23 protein-coding genes and 1 tRNA gene are annotated in these 22,645 nt (G+C 65.7%); 16 read left to right on the top strand and 8 right to left on the bottom strand.

Features of this window, described 5'->3' with window-relative positions:
• Positions 1-248: 248 nt before the first annotated feature.
• Positions 249-860, top strand: a complete 612-nt coding sequence (locus ABD817_RS01645; RefSeq protein WP_344914229.1) for a phospholipase — start codon at positions 249-251, stop codon at positions 858-860.
• 292 nt (positions 861-1,152) lie between these two features.
• Here the strand turns inward: ABD817_RS01645 and ABD817_RS01640 are convergent, their stop codons facing one another.
• The gene (locus ABD817_RS01640; RefSeq protein ID WP_344914227.1) at positions 1,153-2,475 is read right to left on the bottom strand and encodes a hypothetical protein; all 1,323 of its coding nucleotides are present in this window, start codon (positions 2,473-2,475) and stop codon (positions 1,153-1,155) included.
• Positions 2,476-2,972: 497 nt separating this feature from the next.
• Between ABD817_RS01640 and ABD817_RS01635 the strand changes: the two genes are divergently transcribed.
• Both ABD817_RS01635 and ABD817_RS01630 read left to right on the top strand, forming a co-directional pair.
• On the top strand, positions 2,973-3,629 hold the full coding sequence (locus ABD817_RS01635) for a hypothetical protein (protein WP_344914225.1): 657 nt from the start codon (positions 2,973-2,975) through the stop codon (positions 3,627-3,629).
• A 390-nt stretch (positions 3,630-4,019) separates the two neighbouring features.
• Positions 4,020-4,661: a dihydrofolate reductase family protein gene (locus ABD817_RS01630; RefSeq protein ID WP_344914223.1), complete on the top strand. Its 642-nt coding sequence runs from the start codon at positions 4,020-4,022 to the stop codon at positions 4,659-4,661.
• 114 nt (positions 4,662-4,775) lie between these two features.
• On the opposite strand, the gene ABD817_RS01625 is transcribed toward ABD817_RS01630, so the two are convergent.
• Both ABD817_RS01625 and map read right to left on the bottom strand, forming a co-directional pair.
• Positions 4,776-5,279: a nucleotidyltransferase domain-containing protein gene (locus ABD817_RS01625; protein ID WP_344914221.1), complete on the bottom strand. Its 504-nt coding sequence runs from the start codon at positions 5,277-5,279 to the stop codon at positions 4,776-4,778.
• Between the two features lie 183 nt (positions 5,280-5,462).
• The gene (gene map, locus ABD817_RS01620) at positions 5,463-6,245 is read right to left on the bottom strand and encodes a type I methionyl aminopeptidase (protein WP_344914218.1); all 783 of its coding nucleotides are present in this window, start codon (positions 6,243-6,245) and stop codon (positions 5,463-5,465) included.
• Between the two features lie 85 nt (positions 6,246-6,330).
• Between map and ABD817_RS01615 the strand changes: the two genes are divergently transcribed.
• The 5 genes from ABD817_RS01615 (at position 6,331) to ABD817_RS01595 (ending at position 9,512) form a co-directional block, all read left to right on the top strand.
• Positions 6,331-6,621: a helix-turn-helix domain-containing protein gene (locus ABD817_RS01615; RefSeq protein WP_344914215.1), complete on the top strand. Its 291-nt coding sequence runs from the start codon at positions 6,331-6,333 to the stop codon at positions 6,619-6,621.
• Between the two features lie 592 nt (positions 6,622-7,213).
• On the top strand, positions 7,214-7,708 hold the full coding sequence (locus ABD817_RS01610) for a SigE family RNA polymerase sigma factor (protein ID WP_344914212.1): 495 nt from the start codon (positions 7,214-7,216) through the stop codon (positions 7,706-7,708).
• Between the two features lie 2 nt (positions 7,709-7,710).
• The gene (locus ABD817_RS01605; RefSeq protein WP_344914209.1) at positions 7,711-8,541 is read left to right on the top strand and encodes a hypothetical protein; all 831 of its coding nucleotides are present in this window, start codon (positions 7,711-7,713) and stop codon (positions 8,539-8,541) included.
• Between the two features lie 73 nt (positions 8,542-8,614).
• The gene (locus tag ABD817_RS01600) at positions 8,615-8,773 is read left to right on the top strand and encodes a hypothetical protein (protein WP_344914206.1); all 159 of its coding nucleotides are present in this window, start codon (positions 8,615-8,617) and stop codon (positions 8,771-8,773) included.
• A 352-nt stretch (positions 8,774-9,125) separates the two neighbouring features.
• On the top strand, positions 9,126-9,512 hold the full coding sequence (locus ABD817_RS01595) for a hypothetical protein (protein WP_344914203.1): 387 nt from the start codon (positions 9,126-9,128) through the stop codon (positions 9,510-9,512).
• 191 nt (positions 9,513-9,703) lie between these two features.
• On the opposite strand, the gene ABD817_RS01590 is transcribed toward ABD817_RS01595, so the two are convergent.
• Positions 9,704-10,252 carry a hypothetical protein gene (locus tag ABD817_RS01590; protein WP_344914200.1) on the bottom strand — a complete coding sequence of 183 codons (549 nt, stop codon included), beginning with the start codon at positions 10,250-10,252 and terminating at the stop codon, positions 9,704-9,706.
• Positions 10,253-10,624: 372 nt separating this feature from the next.
• Here ABD817_RS01590 and ABD817_RS01585 point away from each other — a divergent pair, with 372 nt between their 5' ends.
• The 3 genes from ABD817_RS01585 (at position 10,625) to ABD817_RS01575 (ending at position 12,374) form a co-directional block, all read left to right on the top strand.
• A complete protein-coding gene (locus ABD817_RS01585; protein ID WP_344914197.1) occupies positions 10,625-10,996 on the top strand; it encodes an STAS domain-containing protein in 372 nt (123 codons plus the stop codon).
• A 653-nt stretch (positions 10,997-11,649) separates the two neighbouring features.
• Positions 11,650-12,021: a type II toxin-antitoxin system RelE/ParE family toxin gene (locus tag ABD817_RS01580; RefSeq protein WP_344914194.1), complete on the top strand. Its 372-nt coding sequence runs from the start codon at positions 11,650-11,652 to the stop codon at positions 12,019-12,021.
• Positions 12,018-12,374 (top strand): helix-turn-helix domain-containing protein, encoded by a 357-nt coding sequence (locus ABD817_RS01575; protein WP_344914191.1) that lies wholly within the window; start codon positions 12,018-12,020, stop codon positions 12,372-12,374. Before ABD817_RS01580 ends, ABD817_RS01575 begins: the two co-directional genes overlap by 4 nt.
• Positions 12,375-12,763: 389 nt before the next feature.
• On the opposite strand, the gene ABD817_RS01570 is transcribed toward ABD817_RS01575, so the two are convergent.
• Together ABD817_RS01570 and ABD817_RS01565 are read right to left on the bottom strand one after the other, a co-directional pair.
• Positions 12,764-13,324: a hypothetical protein gene (locus ABD817_RS01570; RefSeq protein WP_344914188.1), complete on the bottom strand. Its 561-nt coding sequence runs from the start codon at positions 13,322-13,324 to the stop codon at positions 12,764-12,766.
• A 561-nt stretch (positions 13,325-13,885) separates the two neighbouring features.
• Positions 13,886-15,436: an NsdA family TPR-like regulatory protein gene (locus ABD817_RS01565; protein WP_344914185.1), complete on the bottom strand. Its 1,551-nt coding sequence runs from the start codon at positions 15,434-15,436 to the stop codon at positions 13,886-13,888.
• 347 nt (positions 15,437-15,783) lie between these two features.
• Here ABD817_RS01565 and ABD817_RS01560 point away from each other — a divergent pair, with 347 nt between their 5' ends.
• Entirely contained in the window at positions 15,784-16,074 is a 291-nt protein-coding gene (locus ABD817_RS01560) for a hypothetical protein (RefSeq protein ID WP_344914182.1), read from the top strand.
• 299 nt (positions 16,075-16,373) lie between these two features.
• Here ABD817_RS01560 and ABD817_RS01555 read toward each other — a convergent pair.
• Positions 16,374-16,447 (bottom strand) — tRNA-Gly (locus ABD817_RS01555).
• 315 nt (positions 16,448-16,762) lie between these two features.
• Here ABD817_RS01555 and dcd point away from each other — a divergent pair.
• The 3 genes from dcd (at position 16,763) to ABD817_RS01540 (ending at position 19,374) form a co-directional block, all read left to right on the top strand.
• Positions 16,763-17,338, top strand: a complete 576-nt coding sequence (dcd, locus tag ABD817_RS01550) for a dCTP deaminase (protein WP_344914179.1) — start codon at positions 16,763-16,765, stop codon at positions 17,336-17,338.
• Between the two features lie 413 nt (positions 17,339-17,751).
• On the top strand, positions 17,752-18,369 hold the full coding sequence (locus ABD817_RS01545; RefSeq protein ID WP_030924556.1) for a DUF47 domain-containing protein: 618 nt from the start codon (positions 17,752-17,754) through the stop codon (positions 18,367-18,369).
• Positions 18,370-19,374 carry an inorganic phosphate transporter gene (locus tag ABD817_RS01540; RefSeq protein ID WP_344914176.1) on the top strand — a complete coding sequence of 335 codons (1,005 nt, stop codon included), beginning with the start codon at positions 18,370-18,372 and terminating at the stop codon, positions 19,372-19,374.
• Positions 19,375-19,462: 88 nt separating this feature from the next.
• On the opposite strand, the gene mshD is transcribed toward ABD817_RS01540, so the two are convergent.
• On the bottom strand, positions 19,463-20,386 hold the full coding sequence (mshD, locus tag ABD817_RS01535; protein WP_344914173.1) for a mycothiol synthase: 924 nt from the start codon (positions 20,384-20,386) through the stop codon (positions 19,463-19,465).
• A 131-nt stretch (positions 20,387-20,517) separates the two neighbouring features.
• Here mshD and ABD817_RS01530 point away from each other — a divergent pair, with 131 nt between their 5' ends.
• Entirely contained in the window at positions 20,518-22,332 is a 1,815-nt protein-coding gene (locus ABD817_RS01530) for a bifunctional metallophosphatase/5'-nucleotidase (RefSeq protein WP_344914170.1), read from the top strand.
• Positions 22,333-22,645 lie beyond the last annotated feature (313 nt).

Here is a 22,645-nt window from a genome sequence, read left to right as displayed (position 1 = left end):
AGCCCCATCCTGGCGCCGAGCCGACCATCCGGAGGCACCGCGAGTGGAGCGCCCACACCCACCCATGACCCGACCTATCGAGACTCGCCATTACCTGACGCCGTAAATGTTGTAAAGAGCTTTCGTTAACGAATATCCACACCGATCTTCACGAAGATCTGTTCCGGTGTTCCAGGTTATTTCGTTTCATTGTTAGGCCGTGGCAGATTCCTGCCGTGAGAGACACCCCCCAGCCAAAGGCAGAGTCCATGGTGAAGCGTACCCTCGCAACGGTCGCCCTCTCCCTCGTCGCATTACTCGGATTAACCCTGCCCGCCTACGCGGTGACACTTCAGCAAAAACTCGCTGCACTTTCCAGTTTCAGCCAGCCTACAGCAGCCAGCGCCGCCAGCTGGGTTTCCGCCTGGCAGAACCAGGGGAGCTGGGCGGACTACAACTTCGACTGGTCGACCGACCTGTGTTCGACCAGCCCCGACCAGCCACTCGGTTTCGACTTCAGAATGCCGTGCCGCCGTCACGACTTCGGCTACCGCAACTACAAGGCGGTAAGCCAGTTCCCGGCGAACAAGCCGCGTATCGACGACGCGTTCTACTTCGACATGAAGCAGGTCTGCGCGGGATATTCCACCATCCCCAGGGGTACCTGTAACGGCCTCGCCTGGACCTACTACCAGGCGGTCAAGGAATTCGGCACCCTCAACGTCACCCAGGCGCAGATCGAGCGGATCCGCCAGGCCGCCCTGACGGCGGAGCAGACCACTCCGACCACGGAGCAGGCCGCCCCGACGGCGGAGCAGGCCGTCCCGACCACCGAACAGGCCGCTCCGACCGCTGAGCAGGCCGTCCCGGCCGCGGAGTGACCCATCCCGCTCCCCGCAGGTGCGGGATTGCTCCTCCTCGCTGACTCGTGGCGGGCCGGTTTCGCACCGGCCCGCCACACCGCGATGACCGCGGCGCCGCCCGCCGCGAGGACGGTGGCGCTCAGCCCGTCGAACTTGACACGGATCACAACTCTGAACATGGCCGGTTCTTCTCGAGTGGCACAGGTGAGAACGCGCTCGCCGAGTGATCTTTGGCCGTGAAGAGGGTGCCGGAATCGGACCCGCGCTGCCGGCTTGGGAGGTTTCCGTCGGTGCGGTAGGCGTGCGTGTCCTACCGCGCCCGTGGTCTGTCCGGCGGCGCCGACCGGACGGTCATGCCGGGCGGGGCGAGACCGGCGACAGCCGCGGCGAGAATGGGCAGGCCGATGACCAGGGCGGCTATCGATGACCACGGGGTGTCGAAGGCCACCCGTGGCATCGGTTCCCATTCGATCGAGGCCGTCATCGGCCACACCAGGAGCAGGCCGAGGACACACCCGGCGGCCGCGCCCATGGTCGTGCCGCAGGCCGCGCCGAGTCCCGCACGGGACGCGGCGAACAGTCGCAGGGTCGCGGTCGAGCCGCCGCCGACCCGTAGCAGTACGCGTCTCGACCGGGGGCAGACGGCCCGGCCGGTCACGGCCAACGCGCCGCCGAGGGCGACGGAGACCGCCACCGCGACGAAGATCATCCATTCGGTCGGAATCTGGAATCCCCGCTCGACGTACGTGATCGCACTGTCACCCAGCCGGACGGCGAGCCGCTCCTGCTCGATCGCCGAGGTTCGATGGACGGAGGGGTCGATGATCAGTTTCTCCGGCTCCAGGCGGTAGCCGAGATCTCGCACGACCTTCGCCGGGAGGAAGATCTCCTCCACGAGAGGGTCGGTGGGCTTGACGGCGACCGCGGGAATGGTCTTGGTCAACAGCGATTCGTCGTTCCTGGAGTAGTCGTGGTCGTAGTGGATCGTCACCGTACTGACGTCGCCCTCCTTGGCCGTGACCACTACGGCCCTGCCCTCGTCGTAGGGCGTCGTCAGGTCTCCCGTGAGATAGCGGAGCAGCGCGTGGTCACCGATGAGACCGGCCGGAGCGACGCTCTCCAGGTCCGGCAGGCGCACGTTGTCGACATCCAGTCCGAAGTATCCTTCACCCTCGGGCTGACGCTCGCTCTGCGTGATGGGTACGCCGGGCACCTCATGCTGGATGGCCGCGCGTACGGTCGCCGCCCCCTCCGCCCAGAAGCCGTGCACCAGAAGGGCGCCAGGCCGGACCTGTGGGTAGTATTCCGCCCTGCTCTGTGCCGTCGTGGCGACCGCGATGATCGTTACTGTGATCGCGAGGGCTGTCGCGCTCATCGTCATCGCGATCGCGGGGGCCGTCCAGACACGATGGCCGGTCACGTCACGAGCCGCGAGCCGGATCGGCGGCGGCAGTCGCACGGCGTATCGCCCGAGGATTCCCAGCGACCACGGGACGAACGGGCTCAGGCCGTAGAGGAGCAGTGCACCACCCATCGTGGCCGCCAGGGTGGTCATGGCCGATCCGAAGTCGTCATAGTGCTGGTCTTCGTGCGTGGACCACGCGGTGAGCGCCATCACCGCGGTGCCGGCCATCGACAGAGCCGCTCCCCAGGCCAGGTGACGTCGGCGTACGGGTGCGTGGCGGCCGTTGGGGGCTGATCGCGCCGCGAACCCAACACAGCTGAGTAAAAGCGCCACAAGAATAACCGACATCACTGTAATCATCGAGAAATAATATGCATTATCAAGCGATGTCATACGGAGAAGTTCTGAATACTAAATTCGGGGTGACGCTGTGCATCGAGAAGGGTGAGCCGCCGACGGCCGGGCGCGCCGGAGCGGCGCCCACGCCGCCCACCCGGACGGCGTGCGGCAGAGAGCCGGGTACGACGCGTCCGCAGGATTCTCGGCGTGACCGGCGACGACATCCACACCGCCATCCACACCGACGGCGAACCGATCCGTCGTGTCCCGAACCGTCACCCGGGAAATCACCGGGATCAAGGCCAGAGCGCATACTGAACAGCGAAAGACCGGCCAGGAGTGCCATATCCCCGCACCTGGTTTTGGATTCGTCCAGGAGACCGAATATGCAAAGGGTCATCGGCGTGCGGAATGTGCGGGTGGTACTGATCGGCGGGACGTCGAACGTCGGGAAGTCGACCGTCGCCCAAGCAGTGGCGGAGAAGCTCGGGTTCGAGTGGTTGTCGACGGACGGGCTTGCACGGCATCCCGGGCGGCCCTGGAGAGTCCCGGAGCGGGAGGTGCCGGCGCACGTCGTCAAGCATTACGGGTCACTCACGGTTGACGAGCTGATCACGTCCGTTCTCGGCCACTACGAACGGCTGTGGCCCCGCGTCGAGGAGCTGATCACAACCCGCGCGGCCGAGGGCGGTGTCAGGACGGGCCTGGTCCTGGAGGGATCGGCGCTTCTGCCCGTCCGCGTCGCGAGGTTGGGGGTCCCGCGTACGGCCGCTGTGTGGCTTACGGCGGACGAGGCGGTGATACGCGCCCGGGTGCACGCGGCCGGTCACTACGAGGCGGCGGGGGACGAAGAACGGCACCTGGTGGACAAGTTCCTGGCCCGCACGAAGCGCTACCAGACCCTCATGATCGATGTCATCGACAGGTTGGGCCTGGATCGTATCGACGCGGGTGACGGACGGTCCGTCGCGGCGCTGGTCGATTCGGTGCTCGCGACCGTCGACGCGCGGAACGCGGTAGGGCGGTCATCCGCCGAGCGGTGATCTGGCCGTCGCGGCAACTCGCCAACAGCTGACCCCGCCGACGGTGGAGTGCGTGTGGTGACGTTCGTGGTCGTTACCGCTTCGTTGTCGTCAGGGGAATCCGGAAACCACACTTCTCACGGCGCGCATACCGTGTTATGGCAGACTCGTCCTGATGGGTGAGATGTTTCGGCACGTACACGGATGCGCCCAGCGACGCGTGGGTACGGGGCTCGACCCCGGGTAGCCGCATGCTCGGTCTCAATGGGTTGGCACAGGACAGCCGACGAGCTCATGCGTCAGGTGCGTGTCGATCGCCCGGTCAGATCCTCGGTGATCGTTCGACGAGCTCGTGTCGTACGCCGCTCTGAGTCCGTGCCGGAACACAAGCCGGAACACGAGGAGGACATCATGGGCATGATCCATATCGACCTGTTCGCGACGCTCGACCTGGTTGGCCAGGCGCCGGGTGATCCGGAGGAGGACCCTGAGGGTTTTCCGTTCGGGGGATGGCAGGCGCCTTTGTTCGACGAGACGGTCGGCCGGCAGGTCGGTGCCGGGATGGAGGGCATGGACGCCCTGCTCCTGGGCCGCAGGACCTACGACATCTTCGCCGCGTTCTGGCCGAACCAGGTCGACAGCGTCGACGGCGGGATCGCCACGCTGTTCAACAGCATCCCGAAGTACGTCGCCTCGCGAGGCAACCCGGACCTGGACTGGGCGGGCTCGACGCGGCTGGGACCCGACCTGGTGGGCGCCGTGCGCGAGCTGCGTGACAAGCACGAGCACGTCCACGTGATCGGAAGCCTGAACCTGGTGCAGACCCTCCTGCGCGAGCGCCTCTTCGACCGGCTCGACCTGTGGCTCTTCCCCATCGTACTCGGCGTCGGCAAGAAGGTGTTCGACGGCGGCGCGGTGCCTGCCAACCTGGAGCTCCTCGAACCGCCTGTCACCTCGTCCAAGGGCGCGGTGCTCCTGCGTTACGGCCTCGGCGCGGGCATTCCCGGCGGCGGGGACATGCGGCGCGAGGACCGCGGCGTCGGTTCGAGCTGAACGGTGACCGCATTGGCGGCGACCACGCCACACTCGTACCCGCACCGCATCGGAGGGATGCGGGGGCGCGCGTTCTGCGACTAGAAGTGCGACGCGAGGGCGCGCGTTCTGCGACTAGAAGTGCGTGGTGACACCGAACGCCTCGCGCAGGTGCGCCATGTCCCGCAGGTCGCGCTCCCTGGGCTCGTAGCCCTGGTGGAAGGCGATCTGGCGGTCGGCGGACAGGCAGCGCACCCGCACGCCCTCGATCGTGCCCGTGACGAAGGACGCGGCCGGGTAGGAGAACGCACCTCCGCGGTCGTCCAGGTGCTGCATGGCCGAGCCGTCCTCCGCGAAGTGCAGGGGGTGCAGGTCGAGCTCGTGCCCTCGGCCGTCGGCCATGACGAACCTGGCGGGCCGCCCCGGCACCGCACCGGGCCGCTTGGCGTACCCGAGCGACTCCAGCGTAGTGATCACCTCTGGTTCCCGCTCCGCACGGTGGAGCAGGTCGAGGTCGTGGTGCTCCCTGGTGACCCGCCCCACCAGGACGTCGATTCCCCAGCCGCCGGCCACCCAGACTTCACACCCGGCGGCGTCCAGCACGTCCAGCACCCGCAGCATCTCTCCGATCGGCAGCACCGATACCCCTTCGCCAAATCTCCACCTCTTCCCGGTCGTCTTTCCGGGAGGCCACCTGGAGTCCTACCTTTCCCTTCGCATGGCCGTCGAAGAGCGGGGGCTCCAGGTCAGGGCCGCGAGATCCTGTCCGGTCTCGTGGGAGGCGCGGATCGCGTAGGGGGAACCTCGGCGTGGGCTTCGACCTCACGGTCGGGTCCGCGTCGGCAGGGTGAGGATTTCGGCTCCGTCGTCGGTGATGGCGATCGTGTGTTCGCTGTGTGCCGTCCGGCAGCCTGTCGCGCTTCGGAGCGTCCACCCGTCGGCGTCGGTGACGAGTTCGGCGGTGTCGGCCATCACCCACGGCTCCAGTGCGAGCAGCAGCCCGGGGCGCAGTGTGTATCCACGGCCGGGCCGTCCGGTGTTCGAGACGTGCGGGTCCTGGTGCATCGTCGATCCGATGCCGTGACCTCCGAACTCGGTGTTGATCGGGTACCCCGCCTCGCTGAGGACCGAGCCGATGGCGTGGGAGATGTCGCCGATGCGAGCCCCGGGTCCGGCGGCGGCTATCCCCGCGCTCAACGCGCGTTCGGTCGCGCTGATCATCGCGACGCTCTCCGAGGGCCTGGAGTCGCCCACGATGAAGCTGATGGCGGAGTCCGCGGCGACTCCGCCCTTGGAGACGGCGAGGTCGAGTGTCAGCAGGTCGCCGTCGGCGAGCGTGTAGTCGTGTGGCAGCCCGTGGAGTACGGCGTCGTTGACGGCCGTGCAGATGTAGTGGCCGAACGGCCCGCGTCCGAACGACGGTTCGTAGTCGACGTAGCAGGACAGTGCTCCGGCCTCGACGATCATGGCCTGGGCCCACCGGTCGATGTCCAGGAGGTTCGTACCGACCGTGCTACGACTCTTCAGCGTCCGCAGGATGTCGGCGACCAGGGCGCCGGTGTCCTTCGCTCGGGTCAGTTGGGCGGGGTTCAGGATCTCGATCATGCGGCGCTCTTCTCATGCATCCAATAACTATCCCGGCCATATTATCCCGGTATTAGAATCGGAGCTCCGGTATAGAATCGGCGCCATGGTCAGGTTGCCGCTCACACCCGCGGAGGTCGAGCGCGGACAGCGCCTCGGCGCCCTGTTGCGTCACGCCAGGGGAGAGCGCTCGATGCTCTCGATCGCGCTCGACGCGTGCGTCTCACCGGAGACCCTCCGGAAGATCGAGTCGGGCCGCGTGGCGACCCCCGCCTTCTCGACCGTCGCGGCGATCGCCGGTGTCCTCGGCATCTCCCTCGATACGGTGTGGGCCGAGATCAACCAGGCCGAACGCGGTGTCGAACCAACCGGCTCCCATGAGCGGCTGGCCTCGTAGGTCTCAGTCTCACAGCCGCGGTGGAAGCGCCGGCGAGAGAGGACGCGTGGCACGGCTTTTAGCCGATGTCCTGGGTACGGCTCTCAGCCGATGTCCCCGGTCGGCGCGATTTGGCTGTGGCGTCGAGATGCGGGAACAGCCCGATCACCTAAACCGACATCGGCAACGGCTTGAGCGCGGGCAAGAAGCGCGCCGGTCAGACGAAGAAGGTATGTGACCTTCCCGGGGCGTACGGGTAAGAAGTGATCTTCCTTCTCCCGGACACCAGAGTTTCGCGTCGACAGCGCCGACGCGGAACGCGGCCGAGGTTCGTCACCGGCGCGCGTACGGTCGCACTGCACGCGCCGGTGGTCTCCGAGCTTCGCGCGCACGACGATGAGGTGTTCGTCTTCCTCGTCCCGTCCCGGAGGTTCGACAGCCTGAGACAGAGGGGCAAGACGGTTTTCGCCTCCGTCTCCACAGCCGGTGTCCGGGTTCGCGCTTCTCGTCTACCCTTTCCGCCCGATGAGCCATCTTGGTGTAGGACACCTGTCATCCGAATGCGCCTCCCAGACGGTAATCATCGCCGGAGACAACGAAACGGAGATGACGGATGGACGACGGGTTCGCCGAGTACGTGGCGCACCGGCGCCTACGGCTGTGCCGGATGGCATATCTCCTCACCCAGGATTGGGGCACAGCCGAGGATTTAGTGCAGACCGCACTGTCGAAGGCATGGCTTGCCTGGCGGCGGATCGAGGGCAACCCCGACCCGTACGTCTATCGGATCATCGTGAACACCCATGCCTCATGGTGGCGAAGGCACTGGCGCGGGGAGGTGCCGGCCGCGAGTATCCCCGAGACGGTCGATCCACGCGACACGGCCGCCGAGGTAGACGATCAGGCCGTGCTGTGGAGCGCGATCGGCACACTTTCCCCACGCCAACGCGCGGTGATCGTTCTGCACTACTTCGAGGGACGGACGCTCACCCAGGTCGCGGACATCGTCGGTTGCTCACTGGGAGCGGTGAAGCGTCAGCTCAGCCGGGCCCTCACTCGTCTTCGAGTCGATCCGGACATGCAGACCATGAACCTGGAGAGGGTTTAGCGATGAGGCACACCGAGAGTGACCTGCGAAAGCTCCTGACCGAGCACGGCGGGGAACGGGCCCACCACGGACCGGCCGTTCATCTCGACGCGATCGTGAAGCGGGGCCGCCGCACGCGCCGTATTCGGCGGGCGGTGATAGCCGGGACAGCGGCGGTCTTCGCCGTTGCCGCCGTCGGGTTGGTGAACGGCCCGCTGACCGGGCCATCCGGGAGAGCCGAGACGACGGTCGCCCAACGTCCTGTGGACTCGGTCCAAGTGGATCCCGGACCGGAGCTCCCCGAAGAGTTTCCCGTGGTGTTGGGAGCCGAGAAAATCGATCTCCCCCTCATCCACTCCCAGCGGTTCGAGACGGAGGGCGTCACCTGGACGGTGACCTTCACTCCGAGCAGTACCTCCACCGGGTACAAGGTGGTTTGCACCGATCCCCGTGCCTGGGTTGTCATCGCGCAGCAGCTCAAGAGCGGCGAACCGGGCGGTACGGTCGGACGGTGCAAGGATTCGGTGGGCGGACAGCACGACCGGCTTTCGGCGCCCTCCAACTGGCTGAAGCGTCCGCAGTCCCTGCAGGTCTGGGTCTTCCCGGCGGACGCCCCGGTCGGGGAGGTGGCGAAAGCCGTCACGGGCTGCGAGCCGATCCGGAAGTCGAAAGGGTGTGACGAGGCGGCCCAGTCCTACGCGCTGAAGAGTCCCAAAGTGCGCGAACGTCTGCTGGCCGAGATCGGTGAACAACCAGGCAGGTGGGCCGTCGGGATCTACGACCGCCCCGCCCCAGCCGAGCCCGTACCAAACGGCGAACCTCCGACGAAAAGCACGTCTACACCGGCTGGCTGATCACTCAGGTGGTAAGCGCGTCCCCGATCCGCAGGTTCATGATCTCCGGCACACGGGCAACACCCTGACGGCGATGACCGCCGGGGTCTCGCTCAAGGAACCGATGTCGCGGATGGGTCGCTCCGGCGCGAAGGCCGCGATGATCTATCTACACGAGGTCAAGAACCGGGATCGGGTGATCGCCACAGCAGCGACGGTGCGGAGTCGCCCGATGTCTCCGAAGACCTCATGATCACTGAGTCCGATCCCGCTGAGATCGGTTCGGGACACCGCGACAGTGTGACATCAGGGCATGAGCCTGAGCACATGGGTCATCCGGCCCATCGGAAAGTGCCATTTTCCGAAGTGGAACGGGTGACGAGAATCGAACCCGCGCTGTCAGCTTGGGAATCACCTGCTGATCTGGCTGCCCTGAGCTGGGAAAACAGGGGTGCAGGTCAGGGCAGGTCGAGTCACCGTAGTTCCCCGTCTGTTCTCGCACGCATCTGGCACGCGATCAAGGTCTTGGCCGCTTCTCTACCGTGATCACGTCAGGCGCGATCGACAGCTTGCAGTACCTGGCGGCTGGAGACAGAGTGAACTGCATGATCGAGATCGTCGGTCCTTTCTACCGTGTGAGCGAGTCCGATTTCGAGATGCTGATCCCCCAATGGGAAGGGCACGCACCTGAGACCGCCGAGGAGGCTGATGCGACGATCACCTTCCCCGACGGCTCCCGGCGATATGCGACTTTCATGACGTTGGACGTAGTCAGACGGATCATGGACAAGAACGCGCGTACGGGCGAGTCTCTTGGTGGCCGCTACTTCTGCTGCTCGGACCTGATCATCATCAGGGACGGCGGGTTCGAAAGCATGGTGGCGGCGATCCGCGACCTGATCTCCTCGGGAGGTATTGAGGGAGCCTGTGGTCTCCTCGCCCCCCTTGATGAGGACGAGGAGAAAACCGATATCCAGAAAGAGCCGAGGTGAACTTCAGTACCGTTGGAGCGAGTGACGGGAATCGAACCCGCGCTGCCAGCTTGGGAAGTCTCCAACGCGTTTGGTCGCTGAGCTGGGGAGATGCTGACCTGCGGGGGAGGGCTTCGGTTCCCCGTGAGTTTCCCTTGCTCCCCCTACTGACGGGCACACAACGAGCACGCCGCCGGAAAACTGATCCCTTATCAAGGATGACGGTCAACGACGGCCATCATGTCTGGGTCGTCCGGCTTCTTCGGAACCTCATCGATCCACTCGTCCCCGCAGCGGATCTGGTGAAAGCGAAACACCACGCAGGTGTCGTTCGCGCCGATGACACATCGGACGGGGATCGGCTCCGGTAGCGCTCGGACGAGACCGAACACGTTGTCGGCCACAACCAAGCCGAGTTTCAATAGCATGACCTGGTCTTCGTGACTGATCCAAGGTCGCCCATTGAGATTCTCCCTATGTACCGGCGTGTAATCTTCCAGATGGAAGGCGTTGACGTTCCATTCGTAACCGGACAGATTTTTCCAGCCCATCTTCGTGATCGCCGCCGAAGCGGAAGCGGGCGCGCCCGCCCATTGACCGATGTGCTCAGTGAATATCCAGGCGCCGTCGTTGTAGGTGAGCCCCTCGGTGAACTTGTCACGAAGCTCCTGGCCGAGGGCGGGAACGGTGGGTGGCGGATCGACAGTCGTCAGCGGTCGAAGCGCGGACGCCGCTGCTTCGTTCATCCGGATGGTGAGCACCGTGGCACGGTACCGGTCTCAATGTCGGGCCACCAGTCGCGAATGGCGCAGCCCGAGAACCTCATGCGCACACCGAGCCCACCAGATCTTCCCGTCTGCCTCGTCCCACCCCGGAGGGGCAAGGTCGTCTCGTGTGTACGTCGGCCGGTAGACGTTCCCCGGTCATTGAATGCCAACGGTCACAGACAGCCTTGAGCCGGGGGAGTCGAGATGTTGGGCTTGCCTGGAACGTGGCAGGCGAGAAGATCCGGCCTCACCTCAGCCATCTACAACTCTTCGGTTTTGCGATTCGATTGTCCCGGAGCCGAACCCCCCGCCAGAGGCAGAATGAGGCTGAGGCACCGGCGAGTAGGGACAGAAGGCGGGTGCGCCATGCCGAGTAAGAAACCTGGAACCACGCTGGAGTTGGGGCACCACGATGAGTGCACCGTTCTGCATGTGAAGGGTGCGTTCACCCAGGACGCTGCTCCAGCAATGCTTCTCCAAGGCGAGATAGCGAGTCTGAAGGTGGATGGTCCTCCGCGATTGGTTCTCGACCTGGGGGGAGTCGCCGCCTGGGACGACGATGGGGTCGGGGCCGTCATCGGTGCGGCGAAGCGGGTCATGACGGCTGGCGGAAGGCTGCTTATCGCGGCGACTCCGGTTGATCTCAGGGAGCGTTTTCGGCGGGGAAGATTAGACCAGCGGTTGGAGTTTCGCGAGACCGTTGAACAGGCCGTGAACGAGTTCGGCGGTTTTGGGTAGGCGACGGTGTGCCTGTGATCAGCGCGGTGTTGGGTGTGGCGCGGGCCACTACGGCGATGCCTCGCGCAGCGCTCGCGCTGTGAACGGCCCCCAGGTCGCATGCGTGGCGCGGAGACGCGCGGCGAGGCGTACGGCGGCGCACGGCACCGCCGCTTGACCACACGGGCCGCGCTGATCTATCCGCACACCGCGGTCTGGATTCATGTCCTGACCTGGGTCTTCAAGCGTGGAGCGGGTGACGGGAATCGAACCCGCGCTGTCAGCTTGGGAAGTCTCTAACGCACTTGGCCTCTGAGCTGGGGAAGCGTTGACCTGTGGGGAGTGCTTCGGCTACCCGTGATTCGTGAGTTCCCCTTGCTCCCTCTGCTGACGGGCACGTAACGGGCACGGGGGCATGCGCCAGCGTGATCGGTGATCTCCACGTGCCATGGCGATGGTCTACCAGAACGGCAAACCACCACATAGGCGAGCTCCCTGACCTCAACCCCATACAGGCCTAGTGGACGGCTGGCGGGACCAACTATCGCCTCAGCTAAGCCAAGGGCATAGCGGCTGGTCTGGGATGGCAATCAAGATCGAGGAGTGGACACGAGGTCAGGCCTGGTGCTCATCTCCGCTGTGGGTTACCATCGAATGCATATACTATTGATGGTATGTCTCAGTGGGAGATCGACCTGGAGCCGGAGGTGGAGTCTTGGCTGGACGGACTTTCCTTCCCGCTCTATCAGCGAGTCATGCGGAACGTGGACGACTACCTCGTCACCGGTGGCATCCCTGATGGGGATCACGTGAAGAAGCTGAAGGATGCCAAAGGGGTGCACGAGCTACGTGTTGCTCTCGACCGTACGACCTGGCGGTTGACCTTCTGGAAGCCATCCAACAAGGTGATCGTGATCCTGACGGTTTTCCGCAAGATACAGGATGGGACACAGACCACCGACATCGACCGAGCGATCGCTGCTAAGAAGCGGTGTGAGGCAGAGCACGACCTAACCACCACGCACGTGTTCGAGAGGAGCGCATGATGGGTCACAGTCGTTGGGAGACCTACAAGGCGAAGCGTCTGCGCGAGATGGAGGTGGATGCGCAGCCTCACTCCGAGTACGAGCAGGCGGGCCGTGACCTGGAGCTTGGAGACCAGTTGCGTGAGATCCGTAAGCGCCGAGGTTTGTCTCAGAAGGTCGTAGCGGAGCGCTCCGGGATGTCCCAGCCCGCCCTGTCTCGCATCGAGGGCGGTGGTGGCATTCCTGGTATAGCGACGCTGCTGCGCCTCGGTGCGGCAATGGGGGTTCGGTTCCGCGTCGAGCTCGTCGTCGACGACGACACCACAGAAATCGAGCCCCTAACGGTGCATCACCGACAGCTCGCGGACGCATAAGTTGCAGGCGGCAACTTCGAGGCTCAGTCTGTAGGCTTCCGCTGCTCTTTCTGCGGTAACAGTCTTCGGCCGCGACAGGCTTGCTCGGGAGCTGTCAGCGCCAGGGGAACGAAAAAAACCCAGCTCTAGGTCACTTCTTTAGCTGGGCTTTCGCTCTTGGAGCGGGTGACGGGAATCGAACCCGCGCTGTCAGCTTGGGAAGTGCATCGATCACGCGTTGTGAAGCGGCTGACCTGGGTGTTGGGCCGGTCGTGGGTGACCGTGGTTGACCCGTCGTCACCCTGGTTAATGGCCCGCTAATGGCCCGACGGTCGAAGCTCTGGAGGGGGTGCGGAGCGGACTCAGCAGCGATGCTGCAGGGTCACTTGACCTTTCCGGAAATCTCCTGATCACTGAGTACGGATGGGCCGAATCGTCTCCGGTTTCCGGGCACTGGCAGGGGACAGGGGCATAGGAGTGACCCATCCCTGCCGTGTCAGGACCACTTGGGCCGGGAGAGGGGTGACCGGGTAGACCTCGATGCCCTGTGCCCAGTTCATGAGCAGTCCTTCAGTGCCGCTGGAGTCGATCAAGACGATCGAGATGGACTGGCCGTCTTTGGCCCAGGTGTTCCAGATCGCCCACCCTTCGGGTCGGGCTTCGACGTCCAGGCGGGCGCAGATCTCGCTGTAGCTCTCTTCCATGCCGACGGGAAGGGCGTCCGGCCGGAGGATGACCACCCCGGCGAGTTTCATCAGCGGAAGGTCCTCGTCGAGACACCCGTCCCCGTCGAAGTGATGGTGACGGAGTCGGCGGGCTGTCTCGATCACTGCTCGCTGAAGTGGCGTGGCCTCATCGGAGATGGTGGCAAGAGTGAGCCATCCCTCGTTGTCTGCCGTGTTGACGATCTCGCGTGCCAGGTGCTCGATGTGACGTAGGTACTCGATATCGCTGAGCTCGGTTCGGGACACCGCGACAGTGTGACATCACGGCATGAGCCTGAGCATGTGGGTTATCCGGCCGTTCGGAAGATGCCGTTTTCCTGAGGTGGAGCGGGTGACGGGAATCGAACCCGCGCTGTCAGCTTGGGAATTGTAAGGATCTTGGCTTGTAGGGGCGTTGACCTGGGTCTGCGGTCGGTCATGAGTGACCGTAGTTGCCCCCTCGTTATCGCCCTTAATGGCACGCTAATGTCACGACGATCAGCCCGCGACCTGGTGTTTCTCGCGCGACGCGCACACGCCGGCCGCCTGATCATCCCGTCTGTCGTCGACCCGCCCGAAGGGGAAGCGGGCCAGGGCCACGGGGTCAAGGTGGAGCGCCCCACCGGACGAACGACCTTGACCCCGTGGCCCTGGTCTGCTCGGCTTGTCCCGGGTCGATGGCGGACGGGATGATCAGGCTTCCACCTCCGCCACCTACGGCTCAGACAGCGGACGCGGCGATGATCCCGGAGTCGGAGCGCCCCCGCCGGAGGCATGGGTTTGAGGGTCACCAGCGCTATGTCCGGTCAGCTGCGTTCAGTCCTCATTTCAGTTGTCGAGGATGATGACGGGTGCCTCTTCTACATCCAGCCAGTCGCTCTCAAGGCGCATGCCGGTGGATGCCTCGATGAAGGCGAATGCCGCGCTGAGCTTGCCGCGGTAGTCCTCCTGGTCGAGGCTGTCGAGCATGGGCAGGAAATCGGCCAGGATGTTGGGGTCGCCCTCCTGGATGCGGTGCTCAGCGAAGATGAAGTAGCCCATCCGTGCCTTGATCTGGCCGTCGGCCGCCTTGAGGATCGTGTATCCCCCGTTGGTGTGCCAGGTCGTCATCCAGACCCGTGACGTCTTGCTGAGTTCGACGAGGATGTGATCGGGTGTGGCATAGCCGTAGCTGAACTCCAGGAAGCCGTAGGTTCCTTCGCCCCCGAAGGCGAAGAGCACCGGCAGATCCTCCCTCCAGGCCTCCTCCGTGGGATATTCCATGATGCGTTGCTGGGGGTCCCGGCCTCCGTTCAGCCGCCGCAGGAGGTCTTCCGCACTGATCTCTTCGTCGAGGGGTTGCACCACAGTCCAGCAAAGCGCGCCCTCTAACCACTGGTGCCGGTCGAACAGATTGCGGTAATGATCGATCACGGTGCTGATTGTCGCGGAAGACACCAGGATGCGGCGCGGCAACCGCGGCTTAGCGTGATCAAACACGAAGTGATGATCTGGGTTCCCAGGAAGTGGGAGCTTGGCGAGGGCGTCAGCTCCTCGGGTGAGGGCCTTGTCCGCTTCGCGGCGGTCGCCGATTCGGGCCAGTCCGCGGGCCTCTTGCAGGGTGAGTTGAACCTGAGCGCTGGATTGGCCGGCGACGGCCTGGCCCATGCGGGCAGAGGTGACCACGCCTTCATAGCGGCCCTCGACCAGAGCGAACCACGCTGACATCTCGTGTGCCCAGCCCATGAGTTCACCGTGGCCGACCTGGCGGCCCATCTCGTAGGCGGCGCGGCGGGCGGTCTCGGCCTCCTCGCGTTCTCCCAGGTCGTAGTGAACGCACCCGAGCAGGGCCGTCAGCCATCCGGTTATGACGAGGAGTTCGCGGTGCTGGGCGAGGGTGATCCGTCCACCGAGTAGGCCGTTGACCTGAGGGAGGCGCTTCTGGGTCCGATCGCGCAATGTGGCGGCCGAAACGACGGGGTAGGCGCGGCAAAGCAGATCGACGGCCTCGGCGAGGGCTTCGAGCGTCCCGGTTCCGACGTCGGATGCCTGGAGCTGCTGGGCGAGTTCCATGGTGCCGTACAGGTCGGCCTCGGCTCGCAACGCGTCCATGGGGATGATGCTGGTGGCTTCAACGAGCTGGCCGGCCCCGCGTCTGTTCGGCCGGAATCCCAGGTCTTCGGGTTGAAGTCCGGTCAACTGGGTGATGGCGAGCCGGTACGGAGAATGGGGCCACCTGACCCCTCCGGCTTCCCAGCGCCGGATGCGCTCCTCATCGCACGCCAGAGACTCCCTGATGCCGATCGGCGTCGCGTTGATCCGGTTGGCCAGTTCGGCACGCGTCAGACGGTGCTCGTTACGCCAAGCCCGGAGTTGGACGTTGGGGATGTTGTCGGACATCTGGGGCCTTCCTCCCGGCTGGGGGCTCAAGAGGGGGGATTCAGGGGGGCCGTTTGGGGGTCCTGTCCTTCTTGGATTGCCGGTGGACTTGCCATCAAGCAACACGGTACGTCAGCCCGCTTTCCGCCGCAGGGAACGCGGATCACATCCGAGGAGATGGCGACGGTGACCCGGCCAGAGGAGACCAGCGAGACACGCCCCTGCCCCACGTGCCGGGGACGTGGAACCAAGCTGTGCAGCTCGCGCCGTGCCCTTCTCGTCGGCGAGAGCGGTGGTGATCCCGAGACGCAGGGAGAACAGGAATGTCTCGACTGCCTCGCAACCGGCCGGGTCGAAAGGAACGTGAGATGAATCCGATCATGCAGACCGCTGCGGCCTGCCTTCGGCAGGAACGCCAGCAGAAGGAGGCGCATGCCCTCACCCGGCTGCGAAACGGGTTGCTGCGGTTCGGCGTACGGGCCGAACTGCGCGACAACGACAGTGCGCTGATGATCCCGCGTCCACAGGTCGGCCTGCCGGTGTGGGTGTTCGTCGGCTACGGCGGTGCCTTCTCCTCCTGGCAGTCGGTCGAGAAGCGCCACCCGATCGGCGACGTGGCGGGCGCTGCCCAGGTTCTGGCCGACTACGTCGGTCGATAGGCGGGCGCGGCGGGGTGGTGCCCTTTGGTGCGGAGGGCGCCGAAGAGCGTTACCGCTGCCCCGTCGCGTCTGATCACGTCCCGGCAGGCAGCAGGACCGGCGTGTGCAGGGCCCCACCCGTGTAACCGCAGTTGCCGGGGTCAGATGATCGCCGGTGGCATGGGAAAGCTCACCGAAGCCGTTCTTAAGAGGGAAGAACCATCGGGATCGGGCACGTAACGGGCATGGAAGATCGAAGAGGTTCCGGAAACAACGAAGGCCCCGGCTGGGATTTGCATCCTGACCTGGGCCTTTGTATGTGGAGCGGGTGACGGGAATCGAACCCGCGCTGTCAGCTTGGGAAGCTGATGTTCTGCCATTGAACTACACCCGCGTGCGGCGTGCCGCGCGTCACCACTCTAGCGGAAAGTTGGGCGACTCTCGTCCCTCCGGGGAGCAAGATTCGTGAGGGGCAAGATCCGCGCGCCCTCGCCGGAAGCAGGGAGCAGGGAGCGTGCGCTCCTTCCAGGATCCGTGCGCTCCTTCCGGGATCTGTGTGCTCCTTCCGGGATGCGTACGTCCCTTCTGGGATCCGTGTGCTCCCTCTGGGATTCGTGCGTCCTTTCTGGGTGTGCGTTCCCTCTGGGAAAGGTTCGTGGGTCCTTCCGGGGAGCGGGTTTCACGAGTCCGGCGTTGGTAGGTTCCACACGTGCTGCTTTCCGATCGTGACATCGCCACTGAGATCGAGGCCGGAAGGGTCAGGATCGATCCCTTCCAGCCGGAGATGATCCAGCCGTCCAGCGTGGACGTACGCCTGGACCGCTACTTCCGAGTCTTCGAGAACCACCGGTATCCCCACATCGATCCGGCGGTCGAGCAGCCCGATCTGACGCGGATGGTCGAGCCGGACAAGGGTGAGCCGTTCATCCTGCATCCGGGGGAGTTCGTGCTGGCGAGCACGTACGAGGTCGTCACGCTGCCGGACGACATCGCCTCGCGGCTGGAGGGCAAGAGCTCGCTGGGCAGGCTCGGGTTGCTGACGCACTCGACGGCGGGGTTCATCGACCCGGGGTTCAGCGGGCACGTCACGCTGGAGCTCTCCAACGTCGCGACGCTGCCGATCAAGCTCTGGCCCGGTATGAAGATCGGCCAGCTCTGCATGTTCCGGCTCAGCTCCCCGGCGGAGTATCCCTACGGTTCGGAGAAGTACGGATCGCGCTACCAGGGGCAGCGGGGGCCGACGCCGAGCCGTTCGTACCTCAACTTCCACCGGACCCCCATCTGATCTTCGCGATCCCCGGTGGGAGGGGGCCTGAACGCGGTTTAGTGAGAGGTCGTGATGGAAATCACCCTGTTTGTTCGCGCAGGTCATCGATCTCTTCGATCTTGGTGGATCTCGGAGGAACGTCGTGGGAGCCGGGCTTCCAAGAGGCTTCGAAGGGGAGCGCGGGCAGCATGCCGGACGGTGGTCCGGGGGAGAGAGTCCCATACGTGACCTGTCTTCGGCATAATGTGGCCGAAAACTAGCAAAAACGGTCACCGGAAAGATGCCCGCAAGACTGCCTCAAGCTGTGTGTCGCCGGGTACCCGCCGGGTAACGACATCACGAAGAGTGCGCGTCTAGCGGGTGAAGTTCGCATTTCCGCTGGTAACCCGTACCCTTCTCTGCGGACCATCCCCGCACATCTGGAGAACGACGTGCGCCTGCGTCTCACACCTAGTGAGGACAGCTACTACGACTTGTTCGCCGACTCGGCGAACAACCTCGTCACAGCGTCCCGTCTGCTGGTAGAGATCATCAGTGACGGATCGGACAGAGAAGCCCTGGCCGAGAAGATGCGCGCATGTGAGCACGCCGGTGACGAGCGCACTCACGCGATCATGAACCGGCTCAACGAAAGCTTCATCACGCCCTTCGACCGCGAGGACATCTACCGTCTCGCCTCGAACCTCGACGACGTGATGGACTACATGGAGGCGGCCGCGGACCTGATCGTCCTGTACCAGATCGACCACCTCCCCAAGGAGGTCGTCCGGCAGGTCGAGGTCCTGGAGCGCGCGGCGGAGCTCACCGCCGAGGCCATGCCACGGCTGCGTTCGATGAAGAACCTCAACGAGTACTGGATCGAGATCAACCGGCTGGAGAACCAGGCCGACCAGGTCTACCGCCGCCTTCTCGCCAAGCTCTTCGGCGGCGAGTACGACGCGTTGACCGTCCTCAAGATGAAGGAGGTCATCGATCAGCTGGAGATGGCCGCCGACGCCTTCGAGCACGTGGCCAACACGATCGAGTCGATCGCGGTCAAGGAAAGCTAAGTGGATCTCACGCTCGCACTCGTCATCGGCGTGGTGGTCGTGGCGTTGGTGTTCGACTACACCAACGGTTTCCACGACGCCGCGAACGCGATCGCGACCTCCGTCTCGACGCGCGCGCTGACGCCGAGGGCCGCGCTGTTCATGGCCGCGGCCATGAACTTCCTGGGTGCGCATCTCGGTACGCAGGTGGCGGCGACCGTCGGCAAGGGCATCATCGACGCCCCGCAGGGAAGCCACGGCCTCGTCATCGTCGGCTCGGGCCTGGTCGGCGCGATCACCTGGAACCTCGTCACGTGGTACTTCGGCCTCCCCTCCTCAAGCAGTCACGCGCTGATCGGCGGCCTGGTCGGCTCCGCGCTCGCCTCGGCGAGCACCGTCCACTGGGACGGGGTGGTGGAGAAGGTCGTCATCCCGATGATCCTGTCCCCGCTGGTCGGCTTCACCCTCGCCGGGCTCATCATGATCGGAATTCTCTGGGGGTTCCGGCGCTCCCAGCCCACGAGGACCAACCGGGGCTTCCGCCACGCGCAGACCGTGTCCGCGGCCGCGATGGCGCTGGGCCACGGCCTCCAGGACGCGCAGAAGACCATGGGGGTCATCTTCCTGGCCCTCGTGGTCGGCGGTTACCAGAACGACGGTGACCCGATCCCCCAGTGGGTCATCCTCGCCGCCGCCACCGCCATCTCGCTCGGCACGTACGCGGGCGGCTGGCGGATCATGCGGACGCTCGGACGCCGGATCATCGCGCTCGATCCACCGCAGGGATTCGCCGCGGAGACGGCCGCGGCGACCGTGCTCTACACGGCGGCCATCGGCTTCGGCGCCCCCATCTCGACCACCCACACGATCACCAGCGCGATCATGGGCGTCGGTGCCACCAAGCGCCTGTCGGCCGTGCGCTGGGGCGTCGCGGGCAACATCGTGACCGCCTGGATCCTCACGATCCCGGCCGCCGCGTTCGTCGCCGCGCTGTCCTACTTCGCGCTCCACTGGATGGTCGAGTAGCTCCAGGGCGACCGCGCCGGACGTGGTTACCGGACGACCGCGCCGGACCGGGGACGAACCCGGTCCGGCGCGTCCTGCTTCACGTGCGTCACTTCCGGTACATCACGTCGACGTCCCAGCGGGTGAAGCCCAGCCTCTCGTACAGGCGGATCGCCGAGGGGTTGCTCTCGTCCACGTACAGCATCACCTGGTTCAGGCCCCGTGCCCGCAGGTGGGCCAGGCCCGCGAGGGTGAGCGATCTGCCCAGGCCGCCTCCCTGCTCCGCGGGGTCGACGCCGACGACGTAGACCTCGCCGAGGGGTTCGTGCGCGTGGTCGCCGTCGCCGTGGACCTTGGTCCAGTGGAAGCCCACCAGCCGGTCGCCGTCACCGTCGCCGCTCGGTCGTACGGCGAGGAAGAATCCGGCCGGGTCGAACCAGGGCTCCCGCTCGCGCCGTTCCAGGTCCTCGATCGTCCACGCCCCCTGCTCGGGGTGCTGGGCGAATGCCTTGGCGTTGAGTGCCACCCACGCCTCCCGGTCGGAGGTGCCGGGCTCGAACGTGCGCAGCCGTACCCCCTCGGGAAGGTCGAAGCCGGGGATGTCGGAGGACAGGGAGCGGCGCATCCGCCACAGGGACCTGACCCTGTCGAAGCCCGCCGACCGGGCGAGAGCCTCGGCGGCCGGATGCCCGCCGTGCGCCCACAGGCGCAGATGCCCGCCGGTGTGGTCGAGCACGGCCTCCAGCAGCCGCCGCCCGTACCCCCTCCTGCGGAACGCGGGATGGACGACCAGCTCCCCGCTGGGGCCCTCGACGGGGTCGGTCGGGTCGACGTGGGCGTAGCCCGCGAGGTCGTCCCCGGCGTACAGCAGCACGGCTCCGGCCCGCTCGTCGCCGCCGTAGCGCAGGTGCAGCATGACATGCTCGTTGAGTGGTCTGACCCCGTCGGCCTCCGTGGCCGCCTCCACCACCGCGAGGACGTCGGACACCTCTTGTTCGCCGAGTGGCCCTCGGTACTCCACACGCACGTTCATGGTGTGGACTCTAAGCGGGTACGTATTCCCAGAGCTCACCGGGGACTGGCAAAAGGCGCCATGTCCCCATCGGGTGAATCGTTACCTCTCGGTCATTCCTTGCACAGGTAGTCCCTTTAGTGTCGTGGTTCATGATGTCTCGTTCCTTCCAGCGGTTGGCCATGGCGAGCGTGCTCGCCGGGGCCAGTCTCGTGCTCGCGATCGGACCGGCCCAGGCGGGCAACAAGCCCGCCACGCCCTCCAAGCCCGCCAAGACGGTGCCGGTCCGCCTGCTCTCCCTCAACGACTTCCACGGCAACCTTGAGCCGCCGACCGGTTCTTCCGGCCGCATGGTCGACGAGACCGGCGCGACGGTCGACGCGGGTGGTGCCGCGTACGCCGCCACCCACCTCAAGCAGCTCTCCGACAAGAACACGCTGAAGGTCGCCCAGGGCGACCTGATCGGCGCCAGCCCGCTGATCTCCGCGGCCTACCACGACGAGCCCTCGGTGGAGTTTCTCGGCAAGGTCGGCGTCACCGCCTCCGCCGTGGGCAACCACGAGTTCGACGAGGGGTACGCCGAGCTCAAGCGGATCATGAACGGTGGCTGCCACCCGGTGGACGGCTGCTCGCCCGCCGGCAAGTGGAAGGGCGCGGACTTCAGCTACCTCGGCGCGAACGTCATCTTCAAGCGCCCGGCGCGAGGCGCGGAGAAGCAGGCGCTGGAGGCCCTGGGCGGGTCGAACAGCAGCTTGCTGCTGAGCCTCCTCAAGGGCTACGGCATCCCCGCGCTGCCCCCGGTCGCGATCCGCTGGATGAACGGCGTGCCGGTCGGCTTCATCGGCCTGGTCACCCAGACCACCCCGAACATCGTCACCTCCGAGGGCATCAAGGACCTTGAGTTCATCGACGAGGTGAAGGCCGCGAACGTCGCGTCCAAGCTCCTCCAGATCGTCGGCGTCAAGGCCCAGGTCGTGCTCGTGCACGAGGGCGACCAGGTCACCGCGGGCCAGTCGCCCGACGCGTGCAGCGCCCAGCCGGGCGCGGGCAACCGGATCGCCACGCAGGTCGACGCCGAGGTCGACATGATCCTCAGCGGTCACTCCCACCAGGCGTACCTGTGCACGGTGGCCGACCCCAAGGGCGGCACCCGCCTCTACAGCCAGGGCGGCTCCTTCGGCCGGGTCATCACCAAGGTCGACTTCCAGGTGGACGTCAAGACCCGCGACGTCGTGCGTTCCTCGGTCGTGGCCGACAACCAGGTCGTGACCAGGACCGTCACCCCCGACCCGGAGATCGCCACGTTCGTCCAGACGTGGAAGGACCGCGTCGCGACGGTGGCGAACAGGCCGATCGGCAGGATCACCGCGGACATCACCAACACCGCCGTGGCCTCCGGGGAGTCCCCCCTGGGCAACCTCATCGCGGACGGCCAGCTCGCCGCGACGAAGACCGGCGGCAACGCCCAGATCGCCCTGATGAACCCGGGCGGCGTGCGGGCCAGCCTCACCTACGCGGGCTCGCCCGCCGGCGAGGGCGACGGCGTGGTGACGTACGGCGAGGCGTTCACGGTCCAGCCGTTCAACAACCTCATGCAGGTGGTCACGCTCACCGGCGCGCAGCTCAAGACCGTTCTGGAGCAGCAGTTCGTCGGCGGTCCCAACGCCCAGGCGTTCACCAAGATCCTGCAGCCGTCGTCGAACTTCACCTACACCTACAGCGCGAGCGCGCCGTGGGGTTCGAAGGTCTCCGAGATGAAGATCGACGGTGTCGCCGTGACGGACACGCAGACGATCAGGGTCGCGGCCAACAACTTCCTCGTCGGCGGCGGTGACGCCTTCCTCGCCTTCAAGGACGGCACCGACCTGTGGAGCGGCCCGCTGGACATCGACGCCTTCGCCGCCTACTTCGCGGCGAACCCGTCGATCACGCCCCCGGTGCCCAACCACATCACGGTCGTTCCGTAACGCGGGCGAAAGGCGCGCCACGCCGCGGTGGCCGAGGTACGCGGAGATCGCGGTACGCGGAGATCGCGGTACGCGGAGATCGTGGTACGTCGTGAGGCGTGACATGTGTGAGAGGCCCATCGGACACGTCCGGTGGGCCTCTCGTGTTGGGGGCCTGGGGGACCGGCGGCCGGAGTGTCGGCGACCAGGGTGCCGGTGACGCCTCGCCGTACGTCGGAGCGGTGCCTCGGTGGTGTCACGATGTGCCGTGGGGGGTGCCTCGGTGGTGTCACGCCCGTACGCCGGGGGTGGTGTTCGCGGTCCGAGGGAGGCC

It is taken from the genome of Streptosporangium oxazolinicum (assembly GCF_039537505.1).
Taxonomy (GTDB): domain Bacteria; phylum Actinomycetota; class Actinomycetes; order Streptosporangiales; family Streptosporangiaceae; genus Streptosporangium; species Streptosporangium oxazolinicum.
This window is presented reverse-complemented; position numbering and strand designations above follow the sequence as displayed.